Genomic DNA, 17,227 nt, shown 5'->3' with positions numbered 1-17,227 from the left:
GAGAGGGAAAATGGTGGATGAGAAGCGTGCAATAAAGATTTTGACTGATTTATTAGCAATTGATTCGGCAAACGATCATGAAAGCTTAGTGGCAGACTATATAGCAGCTTTATTTGCTAATTACCCAGTCCAAATTGAGCGTATTACTTATAAACCTGGTCGGGATAATTTAGTTGTTACACTAGGCAATAAGGGACCGTTATTAGGCTTTTCTGGTCATGAAGATGTTGTAGATGCTGGGAATCAAACCAATTGGCAATTTCCACCGTTCACACCAACGCTTTATAATGGAAAAATTTATGGTCGTGGAGCCAGTGATATGAAATCAGGGTTAGCTGCAATGATTGTATCAATGCTTGACTTGCTTGAGAGTGGTAAAAAGTTACCTGGTCGAATTCGTCTTTTGGCTTCAGTTGGTGAGGAAACTGGTGAATATGGGGCTGCGCAACTAACCAAGAAAGGTTATGTTCAAGACTTGGACGGACTTATTATTGGTGAGCCATCCAATTTTAATATTCGAGTAACGCATAAAGGGATAATCGATTATTATGTGTTTTCAAGTGGAAAATGCGTACATTCCTCTATCCCACAAGAAGGTAAAAATGCTATTATGCCACTAATTCAGTTTACACAACAAGCGCAATCTTTAATGGATAGTCACCAAGAAAAAGATTCTATTTTAGGTTCTTTGACACATGTGATTAGTCAGATTCAGGGTGGTAATCAAATTAATTCTGTGCCAGATCAGGCTTGGCTTTCTGGTAATATTCGGACAACTCCGAAATATCCGAATGATCAAATTTGTGGTGAGTTAGAACAGATAATTGCAAAATTAAATTCTCAAGGAGCAAAGCTTTCAATTCGTTACAGTTATCCTGAAGTACCCCTACCAGATCAATCTAATAGTCAATTAGCCAGATTAGCACAAGAAGTCGTTCAGCAAGAATTTGGTAAAGACTGCGAATTTACAGCAGGAACAGGTGCGACTGATGCCTCTGAATATATTCAAGCTGGCAATTTTCCTGTAATTATTTTAGGGCCAGCGGAAGGTAAAACTGATCATCAACCCAACGAATTTATTAAAATAAAGGACTACTTATTAGGATGTAAATTGTATCAGGTATTAGCTTGGCGCTTTTGGCAAGAATATATTTAATTATAAGAATGCGATAACTAAAAAGCACTTTCGTTAGAAAGTGCTTTTTATATAAATATTATTTGAAATTATTATTCACAATAGTTTCAAATTCTTCAAGTCGCTTAGCAAAGGTAGCAAAGGCTTCTTCTAAATAATCAGGCTTAGTCATATCAACACCTGCAGCTTGCATAATTGCTACGGGGTAATTACTAGAACCCGATTTTAAAAAGTTGATATAAGCTTCTTTTTGTTGCACTGTGCCATAAACAATCTTATTGGCCAAAGTAGTGGCTGCTGCAAATCCGGTTGCATATTGATAGACGTAAAAATTATAGTAGAAGTGTGGTATACGAGCCCATTCTTTATCAATAGCGCTACCAGCTTCAACTGCATCGCCATAGTAGCGCTGGTTAAGTTTACCATAGGCGCTATTAAGAAAATCAGCAGTTAATGGTTCACCTTGGGCATCCATTTGATGAATGTATTGCTCAAATTCAGCAAATTGCGTCTGCCGATACAGTGTCCCTTTGAATGAATCAAGATAGTAATTAAGTACGAAGGCTCGCGTCAAAGGATCGGTAATATTTTGAAGAAAGTACTCAGTCAAAATATTTTCATTAGTGGTTGAAGCAATTTCTGCGACAAAAATGGGATAATCACCATAGACGTAGGGTTGATTTTGTCTTGTAAACATACTGTGAACTGAATGTCCGGTTTCATGAACTAATGTATAAAGAGAGTCGACATTATCGGCCCAATTTAACAGCTCATACGCGTCAGTATCATAAGACCCACCTGAATAAGCTCCCGTAGTCTTATGTTGCGATTCAACCACATCAATAACGCGATTATTAAATAGATAGTCTACTTGACGTAAATAATCATTGCCAAGAGGAATTAATGCCTTTTTAGCCTCAGCTTTAGCTTGCTCAAAAGTATATGTCAGGGAAGGTTTACCCGTTAAAGGTACATACATATCCCACATTTGTAAATCATCAAGATTAAGGATTTTTTTACGTAAGTTAACGTAGCGGTGCAATAAATCTAGATGCTTATCCACGGCTTTAATTAGAGTGTCATAAACAACTGAAGGTATATTATTCTCAGCTAACGCACTTTTTTGGGCGGAACCATAATGATGAACTTTGGCAATATAGTTATGCTTTTTAACAACTCCGGCAAGGGTTGAGGCCAGCGAATTTTGAAATTGCTCATAAGTAGTGTACATTGATTCAAAGGCACCTTGGCGAACAGTACGGTTTTGGGATTGAATTAAAACAGAGTATAACCCATCAGATAGTTGTACCATTTCTTGCTGATCATTTTCGACATAACCATATTCCAGATCAGAATTAGTTAATACATTATAGGTGTTTTCAGAAGTTTCTAGGGCATCACCGGCAGCGGCAATAAGCTTTTCTTCTTCAAAAGTTAGTGTATGGGGCTTAAGTTGGACGATTTGTTCTAATAAGTGGTCGTATTCGCTAAGGCGTGGTTCTTCTTGTTTGAACGCAGTCAGCTTTTCTTGAGAAAGATTTAAAATTGCGGGATTAATGAAGGCGGTTGCGGCTGCAAAGTCACTGGCAATCGCTTGAGCACGAGCAACGTAATTTAAGTAATGTGCGTTAGTTGTATCAACATCACTTGACATTGAAGCGTAAACATAGATTTTTTCTAGTTGGCGCTGGACTAGTAATATTTTAGTTAAACCAGCATAAAGATTATGACCGGAATTAGTAAAATTAACTTGTACATCGTTTAAAGTAGATATTTCTTTTTTTATCTGATTATATGCATCCTCCCAAGCATTATCGGATTGATAAACGCGGGTTAAGTCCCAAGTAAGATTGACAGGTACATCTTTTCTTTTCGGAATGGTCATTAAAGTTTCTCCTTTATATATGTTTGATAATAATTATGCCAAAAAGCAAAAAATAAGATATTATTAATTATATTTGTTAATATTCTAATTCAACTTTGAAAGTGATACAAATAAACATGGACAAATCATGAAGGGATTAAATAAAAGTAATGAATCCAAATTCAAAACGTAGAGAAGACTATCGTAGAAGGAGAGCGTCTACGAATCTTTATCGTAATCAAGTTTTTGCTAAACCCAAAGTGACCAACAAAGGTAATATATTTGCTAGAATTTGTGGTATTATTGCGGTTTTTGGGATTTGTTGCAGTCTAGCATGGGCTGCGCATATGTACTTTACCTTGCATAGTGCAATTGATGGTGAAAGTGGTAATTCTGCTACTTCAGCGCGGATTGCCAATAAGCAACCAATTTCAATTTTAATTCTAGGAGTCGATCAAGGTATTGAAGGCCGCCATGATCGGGGTAATTCAGATACTTTAATCTTGGCAACAGCTAATCCAGATAAGAGTAAGGCAACGATGACCTCAATTCCGCGTGATACATTAGCGAATATTTTAGGCGATCCTGGTGATAAATATAATATTTTTCGGGTAAATTCTGCTTATGGTGTTGGGGGGAGCTCCGCTTCAATGCGCACGGTATCAGCACTTCTGAATGTCCCTATTTATTATTATGTGGAAGTTAATATGCAGGCGCTTAAAAATCTGGTGAATGCAGTTGGTGGGGTAGATGTTAACGTACCATTTAAGTTTTCTTATGATTGGTGTGATTTCCATAAAGGTAAGCAGCATTTAAATGGCCGTCATGCAGTAGCCTATGTGCGGATGCGTCATGATGATCCGCGGGGTGATTATGGCCGGCAAATGCGGCAACGGCAAGTAATTACGGCAGTCGTTAATAAAGCAATCTCAGTAGACTCTGTAGCCAATTATCGCAAACTAGTCAAAATTTTTACCAAATATGTGAAAACTAATCTGACCTTTAATGACATGCTAGCGTTGGCTTTAAATTATCGCAATTGTTCCCAAAATCTTGATAGTAATTATATTCAAGGCCATGATGCTTGGATAAATGGTTCATCAATTCAAGTGGCACCAACCAGTGAACTGCAAAAAGCTTCCAATAAACTACGTACTAACTTAAATCTGACAAAAGAAGTCTTGGATAATGATGAAACGCGATTGAACACCATGAATGAACAAAATAATAATATTAAATGGAAAGATCCCAATCCATTTACTAATTATCAAATTTATCATTCAGTTATTTCGAGTGAAGAAGATAATAAATCTCAAAGTAGCGCTGATACAAGTGTAAATGTTAATGCAATCGATAAATAGAATTTTTTGAGTAAAAAGTAGAAAGGATCAAAATGAAAAAACAGTCAATTTTCCCCATAATTTATGGCTTGATTTCTGCTTTAATTGCCTTTATTGCTGTTTTTTTTATTGCTCAGCATTCTTTTAACTGGGGAGTATCTCTTTCAATTTTAGGAGCTAGTTTTTTTTCAATTATTTTTTTCATTTTGTCATGGTTTCGTGGACATGCCTCAGTTGAAATTAAGCGCATAGCTAGTGAATTTAACTTATCAGATGAAGATTTAGCTCAAATTACTGGAATGAAAAAAACGGATTTCCCCATCTATAATAATAAGTTACAGTTGATTTTACCTAAACATTATTGGCCTAGGGTTTTAGATGCGCTACAAAAGTATGAACGGGAAAGAAAATCACTTTAAGCTAAATCGTAGTAAGGTTATTAAAAAATTCACTTGCTACTATTGCTTTTTATAAAATGTATAGTAAACTACACATTTGTGAGGTAAAAATGAAAAAAGAAATTGGGTCAAAGATTAAAGTTGCAAATACCTTAATTGAACGCGAGCTTAATAATCAAATGAGTAGTATATTTGGTAATTATCGTCTTACTGGTGTCCAAAGTATGATTTTAGTTGTTCTTTATGAGGCAGATAATGAACCTATAATTCAAAAAGAATTAGCTGACAAGTTTGTGTTAAGTCATCCAACTATTCGTAGTGTTGTTAGACGCTTAGAAAATGCTGGATTGGTTCAAACCGGTTTTTTAGCCAGTGATCATCGGCAGGTGACTTTGAATTTAACCCTCAAGGGAAGGGAGCTGATGCAGGCAAAAATTGATAAAATATATGCTGTAATGAATGAAGTTAATCATAAAATCAGCACGCATCTAACTGAAAGTGAGAGCAATAAGTTGGTTAATATATTAGATGTTATCATAAATAATTTAAAATAATTATTTATCAAAAGTATAGTTTGCTACACTAAAGAGGGAATTATGAAACAAAATTTTAAAAAAATATCAAAAAGTAGTCGTAATTCAATGATGATTGTGCTTTTATTTGGTTCATTTGTAGCATTATTAGCTGAAACTTTCCTTAATAATGCAATACCTACAATCATGAATTCATTAAATGTTAGTCAAACAACAGCTCAGTGGTTAACTACTGCATATTTGTTAGTTGTTGGTCTAATGATACCTATTTCTGCTTGGATTTTTGAATCATTTCAATTGAAAAGTAATTATTTAACAATGATGTCAATTTTTTTAATTGGTTCGTTAATTTGTTTAATAGCTCCAAACTTTGAATGTTTATTGTTGGGACGTTTGATTGAGGCGGTAGCCGCTGGTAGTTTAATGCCATTTACGCAAAATGTAATTTTACTTTTGTTTCCTAAAGAGCAACGCGGAATGGCAATGGGAATTACGGGTTTAGTAATTGGGTTTGGTCCAGCAATTGGTCCAACCATTTCTGGTTTGATTCTAAAATATTTTAGTTGGCGTATGTTGTTTTTGACATTAAGTATTGCTAGCCTACTAGTCATGGTTGCGGCAATTTCGGTAGTGAAAAATATTACCATTCCAAAAAGTAGAGCAACGGATTTTGTTTCTTTTGTTGAATCAATAATTGGATTTGGGTTGACACTGTATACTCTCTCAGAGGTTGGTAATACTGGTAAGGTTACACCAATATTATTAGTATTATTCGGCTTAGGCATAGTTATACTTGCTTTATTTGTCCATCGTCAATTAAATTTAGTACAACCATTATTAGATGTTCGAGTGTTTAAAAATTGGCAATTCGATTTATGTACCTTGTTAAGTACATGTAGCAATATTGCAATGGTAGCCGTGGAACTCTTATTGCCACTATATTTGCAAACCATACGAGCTGAAAGTGCCTTAACTTCTGGATTGGTTCTTATGCCAGGAGCAATTATAATGATGATTTGCAATCCTATTGCTGGTAGTTTATATGATAAATTAGGAGTTAAAAAAATTTCATTATTTGGTTTCACAATGCTTATTTTAGGAACCCTACCAATGCTTTTTTTCAATGCGCAAACTAATCTATTAAATATTAGCATATGTTATGCAATCAGGATGATAGGAATTTCATTTACGATGATGAATACTTTTACTGCTGGAATTAATCTAGTGAAACCAAATTTGACAGCACATGCTAATGCTGCTGCTTCTACCTTACGTCAAATTGGGGGTTCATTTGGGACAGCAATTGCTATGCTAATAGTATCACTTACTGCTAATAGCTCAACTAATAAGACAGTGGCACTTGCTAATGGATTTCATGCAGCATTTATTTTGCTAACTTGCCTAGCTTTTGTAGGAATGGCGTGTTCGCTTTTTTTACCGCAAAAAAAGAAGTACTAATAAAAGTTTCCTAGAAATTGTCTAATCTTTTATCAAAAACAAGCTAAAAAATCGACTTTATTATATACTAAAGCAAGTGTGTTTTTAATTGAGGGAGATGGATGATGAGCTTGTTGACAGTTAGTAATTTAGGCCAGCACTTTGTAGATAAGACACTATATGAAAATGCCAATTTTGTGTTAAACAAAGAGGATCATTTGGGCGTTACTGGTCAAAACGGGGTTGGTAAATCAACCTTAATTAAAATTTTAACCGGCGAAATTTTACCAGATGAAGGGCAGGTTAAATGGCAGAATCGGGTGAGTGTAGGTTATCTTGATCAATATGCTAAATTGACGCCTGGGGTCACAATTCGGGCTTTTTTGCAGACAGCTTTTACGGCACTTTATCAAAAAGAAAACGAATTAAATGATTTATATGTTCAGTATGGAGAAAGCGGTGATAATAACCTGCTAGAAAGAGCAGGTAAAGTACAAACTTATCTAGAAGAACATAATTTTTATGGCATTGACACTGAAATAGAACGCGTTGCCTCGGGTCTAGGCTTAGCTGAATTAGGTTATGACCATGATGTATCTGAATTATCGGGTGGACAACGTTCGAAAATCATTTTGGCTAAATTACTACTACAAGCCCCGGATGTTTTAGTCTTAGATGAACCAACTAATTATTTAGATGTTTCACATATTGACTGGTTGGTGAATTACTTGAATGAATTTGCAGGTGCTTTTATTGTAGTCAGTCATGATTATGATTTTTTGGGACGCATTGCTAACTGCATTATTGATATTGATTTAGGTACTATTACTCGCTATACGGGAACGCTAAAGCAAGCTATGAAGCAAAAGGCGGCGAATCGAGAGACTTATCTGAAAGCTTACACTAATCAGCAACGCAAGATTGCTAAGACTGCGGCTTATATTCGCAAAAATAAGGCTGGAACAAGAGCTAAAAGTGCTAAGTCACGAGAAAGGCAATTAGCTAAGCTAGAAGTTCTTAATCCACCTAAGGGTAATCGGCACGTCCAATTTGAATTTCCTTATGTGGCCACCGCGGCTAATTTGCTTTTACAAACACAAGATTTAGTAATTGGTTATGATCGACCGCTTGTAAAACAGGCTTTTAACTTTTCGCTTGGTGGCAATGAAAAAGTAGCAATTACTGGCTTTAATGGCATTGGTAAATCAACTTTGCTAAAAACTTTGTTAGGGAAGTTACCTGCGATTTCAGGGCATTTTGAAATTTCAGTAGCTACTAAAATAGCTTATTTTAAGCAAGATTTAACTTGGCCAAACAATAATATGACGCCACTACAATATTTACAAGAAGAATTTGAACAGCAAAAACCTAAAGAATTACGTGGTGCTTTAGCTAGGCTAGGCGTAACTGCTCAGCAGGCAATGAACCCATTGAAAAAATTATCTGGTGGGGAACAAGAAAAAGTCAAATTAGCTAAGATGCAGTTTGAACCGGCTAATTTACTTTTCTTAGATGAGCCAACAAATCATTTAGATCGTGATGCAAAAGATGCCTTGAGACAAGCTATTATTAGGTTTTCTGGTGCTGTAATTATTGTCAGCCATGAACGTGACTTTTTCCAAGGCGACTGGATTGATAAGACAATTGATATTGAAACGATGAATAAACTTTGAGGGGAAAATGGGCAACGAAAATGAAAAACTTTTTTATCAGGATTTATTGGATACTTGCTTAAAAGTAGGCGAACTGATGATTGAAGGCGGCAGTGAAATGTATCGTGTCGAGGATACAATGATTAGGATTGCCAAAAGTGCAGGTGAAACTGATCCCCGCGTTTTTATTGTTCCAACTGGAATTTTTATGAGTTTAGATCGTGGTAATTATTGTCAAACAATCCAAATTCATGAACGTAATATTAATCTTGAACTAGTCGATCGGATTAATTCATTATCCCGTTCCTTTGCAAATCAAGAGCTTACTTTAAAGCAGGTACGACAGGAAGTTAATAAAATTGCCCAAGGTGGCTATCCTACTTTTCCTTTATGGTTGCAAGTACTTAGTGCTGCAATTGCAAGTGCTACATTAATGGTAATGTTTATGGATAATTATGATTGGATTGATTTCCCAGCAGCTGCAGTTGTTGGTGCACTTGGTTTTATTTCTTTTTATTATTTTAAGCACTATACTAAAATTAAATTTTTATCAGAATTAGTGGCAGCTATTGTTATGACAGCTGTTGCTGTAGGGTTAGTCCATTTGTTTCCACAGATGATAATAGATAATATTTTAACAGGGGCGATAATGCCATTAGTACCTGGACTTGCACTGACTAATGCTTTGCGTGATCTTTTTAAAGGAGATTTACTTTCGGGAATGGTTAAGATATGTGAGGCAGGGATAACCGCTTTTGCTTTGGGTGGTGGCGTCGGCATTGTTTTGAAATTTTTGGGAGCGTAAAATGCCTTTCTGGTTAGAAATAGTTATTAATATTATTTTTGCTTACCTTACTTCTCTTGGCTTTGCAATTATTAACAATGTGCCTAGAAGAGTGCTCAATCTAGCAGGAATTAGTGGGATTATTTGTTGGTTAATTTATTGGCTAGCGATGCAAGCTAACATGGGCCGCTTGCTGGCAAATTTATTCGGCTCGTTTGCCGTGGGTATTTTAGGAATTATTTTTGCGCGGAAGAAAAAATGTCCAGCAACTGTTTTTTATATTCCAGCAATTGTGCCACTAGTTCCAGGAGTGCCAGCCTATCAGGCAGTGCGTGAATTGACAGCTGGCAATCTTAATGGTGCCAGTGATGCAATTTTGCGGGTAATTATTGTGACAGGGGCGATAGCTTTAGGAATGTTGTTATCTAATATGTGTGTCGAAATCTTTTTTAGAATAAAAAAGATTTACAAATAAGTAAATGTTGCCTATAATAATCTTTGCGAGTCGACAAAGCGCAATTGCGCCTTTTAGATAAGAGGACACCCGCCTTTAATGGCAGACACGGGAAGTGTTGGTATTGACTAACCTGATGTGAACAGAAGTGGTCACCTATTTTAACAATAGGCCTTAAGTAAAAAGAGCAGTTTCTTAAGTGAATCTGCTCTTTTTTAGTTGATATATAAAGCTTGTTTGCCTTGTTGATTAAAGCTTCTTTCTAAACTAGGCCAAGACACAGGCTTATTTTGATAGCCAAATGGATCGTTAACATAGACGATTTGTTTATCCTTGTTATAGCCTGTAATTACACAGGCATGAGAGGAAGGTGTTACATGGACAGGCCCCTGGGCCGTTACCCAAGTTTGCATGTCAGTAACATGGTTAAAATTAGTAGTCGTGATAATTAATACAGGATGTCCTTGTGAAACTAACCGCAGAACTTGAATGAAATCATGACCGGTAAAATTGACTATGCGATTTGTATATATCTGACCAACTTGTTCTAAGGGTTCATTATAAACGCACCAGCCAGCATTGGCTTGACTCATGTAGCCGACAAAGCCAACATGTGGGTTGCCGCGGTAGCGTCCATCTTGGGAGAAGGAAGATACATGTTTGATTTTTTCGGATAAATCTAATTTGGAGACTTTAATGTCATAATAGCGTAAAAGCATCGCTAATGACGTGACTTCACACCCGTTGGGTAAATCGGGATATTGATTTTCGAGTGGAACCATTAATTTTTGTTCTGATTTAATTGTTAACCAATCATATTTGTCTTTGATTTGATTAAAATTGTGTACAATAAAAACTATCCCTAGGCTAATAAGGGTAAGTGCGAGGTATGTTAAATATTTAGTAAGCTGTTTTTTTCTATTCATGAAGCTATTTATAGCATGAAAGTAGCAGAAGCGCAAAATTAGAAGAATTAATTTAATAAATATTAGAAAATATTATTTTGCTCTAGTTAGAGATAATATAAAAACGCCAGGATAAATTCCTGACGTTTTTGTATTAATTAAAATTAATTAGTGGTGACTTGCACCTGAAAATGCATCCATAGTATGATCTTCACCTTTAACAGCCATACCTTCAGTATCCATACCTGGGCAATAGACTTCATCCATTGGAATACCCTTTTCTTCGGCAAAAGCCTTGGTTAAGGTTTCCATATCCATTAGGTGATATTTTTTATCAGGATCTTTTGGATCAACAATTTGAATTTGGGCCATCATACCAGCATCTTCGTGTTCAATGATATGGCAATGGTACATGAAGACACCAGTATTTTGGAAGTAAACTTTCAGCCGAACCGTTTCTTGTGGCGCAACTTCAACAGTATCCTTGTATACACCTTGTTCGTTTGGATAAGGTGCTTCGCCATTACGTGAGACAACTAAGAAGTGCGCTCCATGAATATGGAAGGGGTGTAGCATCCCATGAGTGGTATCATTGGTATTAGTTACATCCCAGTACTCAGCATTCATTAATTCCTGCTTTAAATCAATTCTTTGCATTGAGAATAACTTACCATTGATCATGTTATGGTTGTCCATTGTAACATGGGGAACGGGTGAGTTAGGATTAACAACTGGATTATATGGCTTGAACAAGGTGTCAGGAATTACGCTATCATCTTTTTCATAGCTGTGAATTCTAAACTCAACTAACTTAAAGTCATCAGTGTAAAGGTTAACCACATCGCCTTCTTTATAGTCGCTAAAATCAACAACTACTTGTTGGCGCTCGCCTGGCCCGATTAAAACTTTAGTCATTTTAACTGGATGCTCTAAGAATGAGTCATCACCACCAATTTGGGTCATTACTAAGTCATCACTAAAGTGTAAGCGCCATTCACGACGGTTAGACCCACCTAAGAAAATTAAACGAACTTTCTGAGTAGTGACATCAACATAAGGGCGGACCACACCGTTAATAACAGGTGTATCTCCGAAGATACCCATTGCATTATAATCAGCTTTATAGTCAAATTGATTATCTTCATGGAAGATACGATCCTGCAAGATAATTGGAAATTCATCTTTGCCGTAGGTTTTAGGAATTGGCAACTGAGCTTCGTTAGCATCAGTAACGACCACACCCATAGCTAGTCCCATCCAAACTTGTGAAGCAGTTGATGGACATGGATGAGCATGTAGCCAAGTGAGTGCTGCAGGTTGGTTAACGACAAAGTCAATATGTTTTTCTTCACCTGGATACACAGGGGAGTGACAAGCACCATCGTTACCAGGACCAGATACTTCCATACCATGCCAGTGGTAGGTGGTTAACTCTGGAAGACTATTTTTCAATGTTACGTGAACATGTTGCCCCTTAGTCAATACCATTGTTTTACCAAGAACTGGGAAGTTATAGCCCCAAGTATGGGTTTTTTTACCAGGTAAAAATTGGAAATCACCTTCTTGAGATTCAATGGTATACCAAACATCATTGTACTCTTGTTTATCTGGTTCCAAAACTGGTGGAACAATTAATGGTTGTGCTTCAACACCTTCTGGAATATGAAGTTCTTTGTAGCCCATACCATGATTTTTATCAAAATCTTTTGAATTATAAAAATAATCTGTGTAAACTTTATCTGACATGTTTGTCTACCTTTCAATTAAAAAATTTAGCTAAATTTTTTGATATATACTAAATTTACTCTTTGTGAAAACGCTTGTAAAGCATGGGGCTTTATATTTTTTCAGCTGTTTTATTATATGCAACTTTTAAGTAATAGTAAACGGAAAAGTGTTATTTTTTTAGCCTGATAGCCCTGTGTCAATACTACAAATAGCATAATATGAATTTAGAAAAGGTTGAAAAAAATTATATTTTTTAAAAAAATGTTTTTTAAAAATAATCTTAAAAGCAATCAAAAAAAATTGTTTTTGAACTAAAATTTGAGTATCGTATATAGGACTAATATAGAAATAAAGGAATTTGTAATTTGAAAATTAACTTAACAGATTTAACTGAAAAAATTGAGCAAGAGGACTATTTACAGGATTTAGAGACGGTTAAATATGCCGATATTAGTAAATCCAAGAGTAAAATAAAAATTATTGCTTCTAAAATGATTAAAGAAACGGTAGCTGCTATTAAGCACGATTCATTGAGTCGTATTGCAGTTGAAGTAACTGGACAGCGACCAGTGACATTTGCTTTAGAAATTAATATTATCAATTTGCCATATAGTAATTACAAAAAAATTGCTAACTTTTTTGAAGAGGATAAGTCTTATCCAGTTTTTGTTTATTTTGAAACTAAGTCGGAATTTTTAAACGCATCGGGTTTTAGGATTGACCAATTAGCCACTGAAAAAGAAATGCAGGAAACTGAACCTGAGCTAATTGAGCGATTAACAGACTTGATGGTCGAAAAGATTAAACAAGTTAGAGAATATAAAAAACCGGCTACGGCCGTTAAGAAAACGATTAAGACAAGTAAAAGTAAGGCAGAAAATAAAGCTAAGAAGATTGATTGAGCAGTTGCAAGTTTGATTGAGATGACTATCCAAAAGCAATTTTTTACAATATAATGAAGATATTACGGGAGGTCGATCATGTTTAGCTGGAATTTACTTGGTGTTTTACTATGGGTAATCATTATTCTGTATTTATTTTTTGTGGTTCAAAATATTCGTAAGCGCCATATTACGATGATTATAAAAAAACACCAGCAATTCAGCTGGTTAAATTTAGCTATTGATTTTTTAGAAGTAGCCATTTTGTTGGTAGGTGCGTTATGGCTTTTCGGAAGGACTGTGTTAGACAATCCTGATTTAGAAGATACTAGTAAAATTGCTGCAACCGTTATTTATGAGCCATTAATCATGAATACTGGCTCAGGTAATTCTAGTTATGTTGTGATTGACTCTAAAAAGAAAAAAATTGGTACACAGACTTATACTTATTATCGTAATGGCAAGCAAGCTAAAGTTTCAAGTGATTTTGCAACTGTAGTTTACGGTAAAAGTCCGTTAGACATTAACGCAGCTAAAATTCCTTATAGTGAACAGGAATTGCGCAAAATGGATCAAAAATTTCAGCATGCTTATGTTGCTATTTATACAGCAAAATATAAGAAAGATTGGCAAAATGGAATTGGCTTGCATGCGGGTCATGTAGCAACTAGATATTATTTAATCAGAATTCCCGATGCTTCGTTTATTAAGCAAAAATAATTTTAACAAAATGATGGTTAATTAGACCATCATTTTTGTATTATTACTTTTTTAGACAGACTAATAAGTTACCCTCAATAAAGGCTAAAATAAAACTGGCAGTTAAAAAGTCAAGTACATTGCCAGAGGAAAATGCAGCCAAAAGGACGAAAGTACTAGCAACAAGCAGTGAACTGATTAAGTAAGTACGAGTTGACTTATTTAGGCACCATCTATAAGCTGCATAAAATAAAATTAATAAATAAGGGCCGACAAACAAGAGCATTCCAATCCAACCTAAAGAATAGATTTGAGCTACAAAGTCGCGCTCCAGATTAAAAATATTGTTCTCACGCACATAAGAAATTCCAAGGAACTTATCCCAATGGTTATTATTAGTTTTAACAACTTGTTTAAGCATGGCTTGCTCAATATGGCGATTTCCCATGCGATTTTGACCTGGTTCGCGCATAATTGCTAACCAAAATTCAGGGTCAGATTGATACGGATAACTTTTAAAAACAAATTTGGGATTAAGAGCATACGCTTGATAATTGTGTTGGATAAATTCACATAAAAATTCTGCTCGCTTTTTGCCAGTGGGATATTTTTTTAATCCTTGATTTAATTTGTGATTTTCATTTGTTAAATCATGGTCAGATTGTTTTGCTAAATAAATTTCATAATTGTAACGTTGTACAGCTGGACCAATAGCTGTTAGCCCCAGTGAACTTAAACCAATAAAAATAGCAATTAATAAGGCCCAATTACCGTTTTTGACATCTTTAATCACATATTTATGAAATAAGAATAAAAGTAAACAAATGCTAAGTCCACCAATTAGACCAATGGCAGCTACCTTAGTACCAATTTCAACCATAGCTAAGGCATGAATGCTAGTCAGAAAAACAGTGTGCCAACTGCAAGAGGTAAACATATAGTAGAGCATTAAAGGTAATAACATGAACAGTACTGCCGAAATCATATTGGTAAAATTAAAGAAGCCTTTTGATGCAATATGTGAATAACCAATATTTTGGTTAGTAAACCAGGAAAGGATATTAGCACTGATTGTGCCTGTTTCGTAAGATTTCAAGGAAATCACAAATAGATTAGAGATTACGATTGTACCAGAAAAAAGACCGGAAATACCTTCAATTACTTGTTGCAATTGCTTTTGTGTAAATTTTACTTCTTTGGTTAAATATAAAACAATTAAAGGTAAAACCATTCTAATTAAATAAAAAATTTCGCTACTAGTCGAATAGCCATAATCACTTAAACTTATGCTAATGAAATCACGGACGTGATATAAGTGCAACGCAGAATAAATCATTAATAGTAGCAAATAAACTAATAGCAGTTTTTCTTTTGTCAATTTTTGCCAAGACCTTTTTTGGCTAAAAAAAAGGGCGATTAATGTACCGACTACCAAAATGCGAATAATGGTTGGTAAGGTAAAGGGGAAAATATTAGCTAATTGTCCATGATAAAACCAATAAAGATCTAAAAAAGGTTGGCTTAAGATAAACCAAAATAAAATAGTTCTTGTTTTTTCTTTCACTTTTTTTCTCCATAATTATTATTTTGCTTAAAGTAAAATAGTTAAAAAAAGAGTAGTGGGGTAAGCACTACTTTTATAAAGTATATCTATTTATTTTTGTCAATGGGATTTTCGATGTTATTGAGGTCACTTTTAGTAATTTTTTCAATCTTAACGTCACTTTTAGCTAAAGCTTGAATTTCTTTAATTTTACGCTTGGGTGCACTCTTGAGATTTTTAAAATTAACAACAATTTTTTTGTTGAGGTCACTAACTGCCGTTTTATCAGCTTTATCGTAGTCGATAATTGATAACAGGGCAGAATTTTCATAAATTTTTTCAACCTTACCCAAAAAGGGTTTAGTAAGTTCTTCTTCAGATTTTGCACTTAAAATATCATCTAATTTTATATCTGTCTTTTTCATGATGAGTTTTACTTCCTCTCTTACCCATGTTTAATTATAATAGAAAGATACTAATATAAAAATAAACTGTTTTCAAGTAGAGGGAGCCTGGATTATGCGAAAATTAATTTTAATAGCTGGCCCGAGTGGTGCAGGAAAAACAACGATTTCAGAATATCTGCTAGAAAAATTCTGCATTCCACGGGTGGTTACGCACACAACTAGGCCCAAACGTCCAGAAGAAATTGTAAATCAATCTTATCATTTTGAAACTAATACTAGTTTTGAAAAATTACATTTTTTTGAGCATACTAGATATGGATCTTACCAATATGGTTCAAGTAGAGAAGCTCTTGATAAAGCTTGGGAAAAAAGTGAGATAGTATCTCTGATTGTGGATATAAGCGGAGTCGAAGCGTATATTAATGCAATCAGAGGGCAGGTATATTTTTTGTATGTAACTGCAAGTACTAAGAAAGAATTACAGCAGCGACTATTAAGACGGGGCGACAACTTAGCTAAAATTAAAGAAAGACTTAGTGGTAGTGAATTAAACCCCTTACCGCAAAATTTGCAAAAAGATGCTCATATTTTAGTTAATGATAATTGGATTGAAACAGAAAGAAAATTGACAGCAATCATCCGTCATTTACAAGGCTAAATGAGTAAATGTTTCAAAAGGAGTTTTTTTAACAACTAAATCTTATAGTTTTGTAGCTCATTTGACATGTATATGTAATATTTAATGGTTAAGATAGAGAAAGTTGATTTAGAAGTTATGAAATATTTGTTTGAGAAAAGGAACTAATTTTGAAATACGGACGTAAGTACTTAATTAAATTAATTGCATTAATAGTATTATTTTTTACAGGCTTGACCACTGCGACAGCAGTAAATGCGACTACTGATGATGTTAGTGCCAGCACAATAACCAAGAGTCGCAATAAAATAGCGAAGCTTGCTAAAAAACAAGTGGGTAAGAGTTATGTATTTGGCGCTACTGGTCCGTCTGCCTTTGATTGCTCGGGGCTAGTTCAATATGTCTACAAAAAGGCGGGCAATACTGTTTTACCTAGAACAACATATTCACAGGTAAGTTTAGGCAGAAAAGTTTCAATGAAGAAACTAAAAAAGGGAGACTTACTTTTCTGGGGTTCAACAGTTGCTCCATACCATGTAGCTATTTATGTAGGTGACAATCAGTTTGTTCATGCGGCCACTCCTGACCAAGGTGTCAGACAACAACCACTCAGTACTTACTTTTATCCTTCCGCTGCAAAACGAGTACTGGAATAATTAAAGTTCTTAGTTCAACGATATTTCTAAAAAATAAATAAAACAAAAACTCTCAGGGAAAATTTAGCTTCTGAGGGCTTTTTTACTTACTGGTATCATGTTTGTAATTGTTTTGTAATATTTTGCGAGTAAAATTACCATCAATAAGACGAGGTAGAGCTAAAATTATTTTGT

The 17,227-nt window shown here is 34.9% G+C and carries 17 protein-coding genes; 12 read left to right on the top strand and 5 right to left on the bottom strand.

Annotation, left to right across the window (positions count from 1 at the left end; genetic code table 11):
• Positions 1-10 precede the first annotated feature (10 nt).
• A complete protein-coding gene (locus F5ESL0225_RS07005) occupies positions 11-1,156 on the top strand; it encodes an ArgE/DapE family deacylase (RefSeq protein ID WP_233551664.1) in 1,146 nt (381 codons plus the stop codon).
• Between the two features lie 58 nt (positions 1,157-1,214).
• Here F5ESL0225_RS07005 and pepF read toward each other — a convergent pair whose 3' ends face one another.
• Entirely contained in the window at positions 1,215-3,020 is a 1,806-nt protein-coding gene (gene pepF / locus F5ESL0225_RS07000) for an oligoendopeptidase F (RefSeq protein ID WP_122048140.1), read from the bottom strand.
• 149 nt (positions 3,021-3,169) lie between these two features.
• On the opposite strand from pepF, the gene F5ESL0225_RS06995 reads away from it, so the two are divergent.
• The 7 genes from F5ESL0225_RS06995 to F5ESL0225_RS06965 all read left to right on the top strand — a co-directional run bounded on the left by F5ESL0225_RS06995 (position 3,170) and on the right by F5ESL0225_RS06965 (position 9,618).
• Positions 3,170-4,360 (top strand): LCP family protein, encoded by a 1,191-nt coding sequence (locus F5ESL0225_RS06995; RefSeq protein ID WP_122048139.1) that lies wholly within the window; start codon positions 3,170-3,172, stop codon positions 4,358-4,360.
• Between the two features lie 32 nt (positions 4,361-4,392).
• Positions 4,393-4,758, top strand: a complete 366-nt coding sequence (locus F5ESL0225_RS06990) for a hypothetical protein (RefSeq protein WP_122022235.1) — start codon at positions 4,393-4,395, stop codon at positions 4,756-4,758.
• 89 nt (positions 4,759-4,847) lie between these two features.
• Positions 4,848-5,291, top strand: a complete 444-nt coding sequence (locus tag F5ESL0225_RS06985; RefSeq protein WP_158592407.1) for a MarR family winged helix-turn-helix transcriptional regulator — start codon at positions 4,848-4,850, stop codon at positions 5,289-5,291.
• Positions 5,292-5,333: 42 nt separating this feature from the next.
• The gene (locus F5ESL0225_RS06980; RefSeq protein WP_122022233.1) at positions 5,334-6,728 is read left to right on the top strand and encodes an MDR family MFS transporter; all 1,395 of its coding nucleotides are present in this window, start codon (positions 5,334-5,336) and stop codon (positions 6,726-6,728) included.
• 104 nt (positions 6,729-6,832) lie between these two features.
• The gene (locus F5ESL0225_RS06975; RefSeq protein ID WP_122024958.1) at positions 6,833-8,380 is read left to right on the top strand and encodes an ABC-F family ATP-binding cassette domain-containing protein; all 1,548 of its coding nucleotides are present in this window, start codon (positions 6,833-6,835) and stop codon (positions 8,378-8,380) included.
• A 7-nt stretch (positions 8,381-8,387) separates the two neighbouring features.
• Complete coding sequence (locus F5ESL0225_RS06970) at positions 8,388-9,164, top strand: threonine/serine exporter family protein (protein ID WP_122022231.1); 777 nt, start codon at positions 8,388-8,390, stop codon at positions 9,162-9,164.
• Position 9,165: 1 nt separating this feature from the next.
• Entirely contained in the window at positions 9,166-9,618 is a 453-nt protein-coding gene (locus tag F5ESL0225_RS06965) for a threonine/serine exporter family protein (RefSeq protein ID WP_122022230.1), read from the top strand.
• Positions 9,619-9,812: 194 nt separating this feature from the next.
• On the opposite strand, the gene F5ESL0225_RS06960 is transcribed toward F5ESL0225_RS06965, so the two are convergent.
• Together F5ESL0225_RS06960 and F5ESL0225_RS06955 are read right to left on the bottom strand one after the other, a co-directional pair.
• The gene (locus F5ESL0225_RS06960) at positions 9,813-10,523 is read right to left on the bottom strand and encodes a C39 family peptidase (protein ID WP_122048138.1); all 711 of its coding nucleotides are present in this window, start codon (positions 10,521-10,523) and stop codon (positions 9,813-9,815) included.
• Positions 10,524-10,670: 147 nt separating this feature from the next.
• Entirely contained in the window at positions 10,671-12,248 is a 1,578-nt protein-coding gene (locus tag F5ESL0225_RS06955) for a multicopper oxidase family protein (protein WP_118896132.1), read from the bottom strand.
• Positions 12,249-12,595: 347 nt separating this feature from the next.
• Here F5ESL0225_RS06955 and F5ESL0225_RS06950 point away from each other — a divergent pair, with 347 nt between their 5' ends.
• Entirely contained in the window at positions 12,596-13,132 is a 537-nt protein-coding gene (locus tag F5ESL0225_RS06950; protein WP_122048137.1) for a hypothetical protein, read from the top strand.
• A 78-nt stretch (positions 13,133-13,210) separates the two neighbouring features.
• Complete coding sequence (locus F5ESL0225_RS06945) at positions 13,211-13,831, top strand: LVIS_2131 family protein (protein WP_122048136.1); 621 nt, start codon at positions 13,211-13,213, stop codon at positions 13,829-13,831.
• Between the two features lie 43 nt (positions 13,832-13,874).
• On the opposite strand, the gene F5ESL0225_RS06940 is transcribed toward F5ESL0225_RS06945, so the two are convergent.
• Positions 13,875-15,374, bottom strand: a complete 1,500-nt coding sequence (locus F5ESL0225_RS06940; protein ID WP_122048135.1) for an O-antigen ligase family protein — start codon at positions 15,372-15,374, stop codon at positions 13,875-13,877.
• Positions 15,375-15,460: 86 nt separating this feature from the next.
• Entirely contained in the window at positions 15,461-15,778 is a 318-nt protein-coding gene (locus tag F5ESL0225_RS06935; protein WP_122048134.1) for a DUF2187 domain-containing protein, read from the bottom strand.
• A gap of 94 nt (positions 15,779-15,872) precedes the next feature.
• Between F5ESL0225_RS06935 and F5ESL0225_RS06930 the strand changes: the two genes are divergently transcribed.
• Positions 15,873-16,418, top strand: a complete 546-nt coding sequence (locus F5ESL0225_RS06930; RefSeq protein WP_122024953.1) for a guanylate kinase — start codon at positions 15,873-15,875, stop codon at positions 16,416-16,418.
• A gap of 149 nt (positions 16,419-16,567) precedes the next feature.
• Positions 16,568-17,053 (top strand): C40 family peptidase, encoded by a 486-nt coding sequence (locus F5ESL0225_RS06925; protein ID WP_122022222.1) that lies wholly within the window; start codon positions 16,568-16,570, stop codon positions 17,051-17,053.
• Positions 17,054-17,227: the final 174 nt, after the last annotated feature.

The sequence above is a fragment of the Lactobacillus sp. ESL0225 genome (assembly GCF_003692905.1).
Lineage (GTDB): Bacteria > Bacillota > Bacilli > Lactobacillales > Lactobacillaceae > Lactobacillus > Lactobacillus bombicola.
This window is presented reverse-complemented; position numbering and strand designations above follow the sequence as displayed.

Bases quoted from the DNA above. Each gene is read 5' to 3' on its own strand.
- F5ESL0225_RS07005 (WP_233551664.1), top strand. From the start codon at position 11: ATGGTGGATGAGAAGCGTGCAATAAAGATTTTGACTGATTTATTAGCA.
- pepF (WP_122048140.1), bottom strand. From the start codon at position 3,020: ATGACCATTCCGAAAAGAAAAGATGTACCTGTCAATCTTACTTGGGAC.
- F5ESL0225_RS06995 (WP_122048139.1), top strand. From the start codon at position 3,170: ATGAATCCAAATTCAAAACGTAGAGAAGACTATCGTAGAAGGAGAGCG.
- F5ESL0225_RS06990 (WP_122022235.1), top strand. From the start codon at position 4,393: ATGAAAAAACAGTCAATTTTCCCCATAATTTATGGCTTGATTTCTGCT.
- F5ESL0225_RS06985 (WP_158592407.1), top strand. From the start codon at position 4,848: ATGAAAAAAGAAATTGGGTCAAAGATTAAAGTTGCAAATACCTTAATT.
- F5ESL0225_RS06980 (WP_122022233.1), top strand. From the start codon at position 5,334: ATGAAACAAAATTTTAAAAAAATATCAAAAAGTAGTCGTAATTCAATG.
- F5ESL0225_RS06975 (WP_122024958.1), top strand. From the start codon at position 6,833: ATGAGCTTGTTGACAGTTAGTAATTTAGGCCAGCACTTTGTAGATAAG.
- F5ESL0225_RS06970 (WP_122022231.1), top strand. From the start codon at position 8,388: ATGGGCAACGAAAATGAAAAACTTTTTTATCAGGATTTATTGGATACT.
- F5ESL0225_RS06965 (WP_122022230.1), top strand. From the start codon at position 9,166: ATGCCTTTCTGGTTAGAAATAGTTATTAATATTATTTTTGCTTACCTT.
- F5ESL0225_RS06960 (WP_122048138.1), bottom strand. From the start codon at position 10,523: ATGAATAGAAAAAAACAGCTTACTAAATATTTAACATACCTCGCACTT.
- F5ESL0225_RS06955 (WP_118896132.1), bottom strand. From the start codon at position 12,248: ATGTCAGATAAAGTTTACACAGATTATTTTTATAATTCAAAAGATTTT.
- F5ESL0225_RS06945 (WP_122048136.1), top strand. From the start codon at position 13,211: ATGTTTAGCTGGAATTTACTTGGTGTTTTACTATGGGTAATCATTATT.
- F5ESL0225_RS06935 (WP_122048134.1), bottom strand. From the start codon at position 15,778: ATGAAAAAGACAGATATAAAATTAGATGATATTTTAAGTGCAAAATCT.
- F5ESL0225_RS06930 (WP_122024953.1), top strand. From the start codon at position 15,873: ATGCGAAAATTAATTTTAATAGCTGGCCCGAGTGGTGCAGGAAAAACA.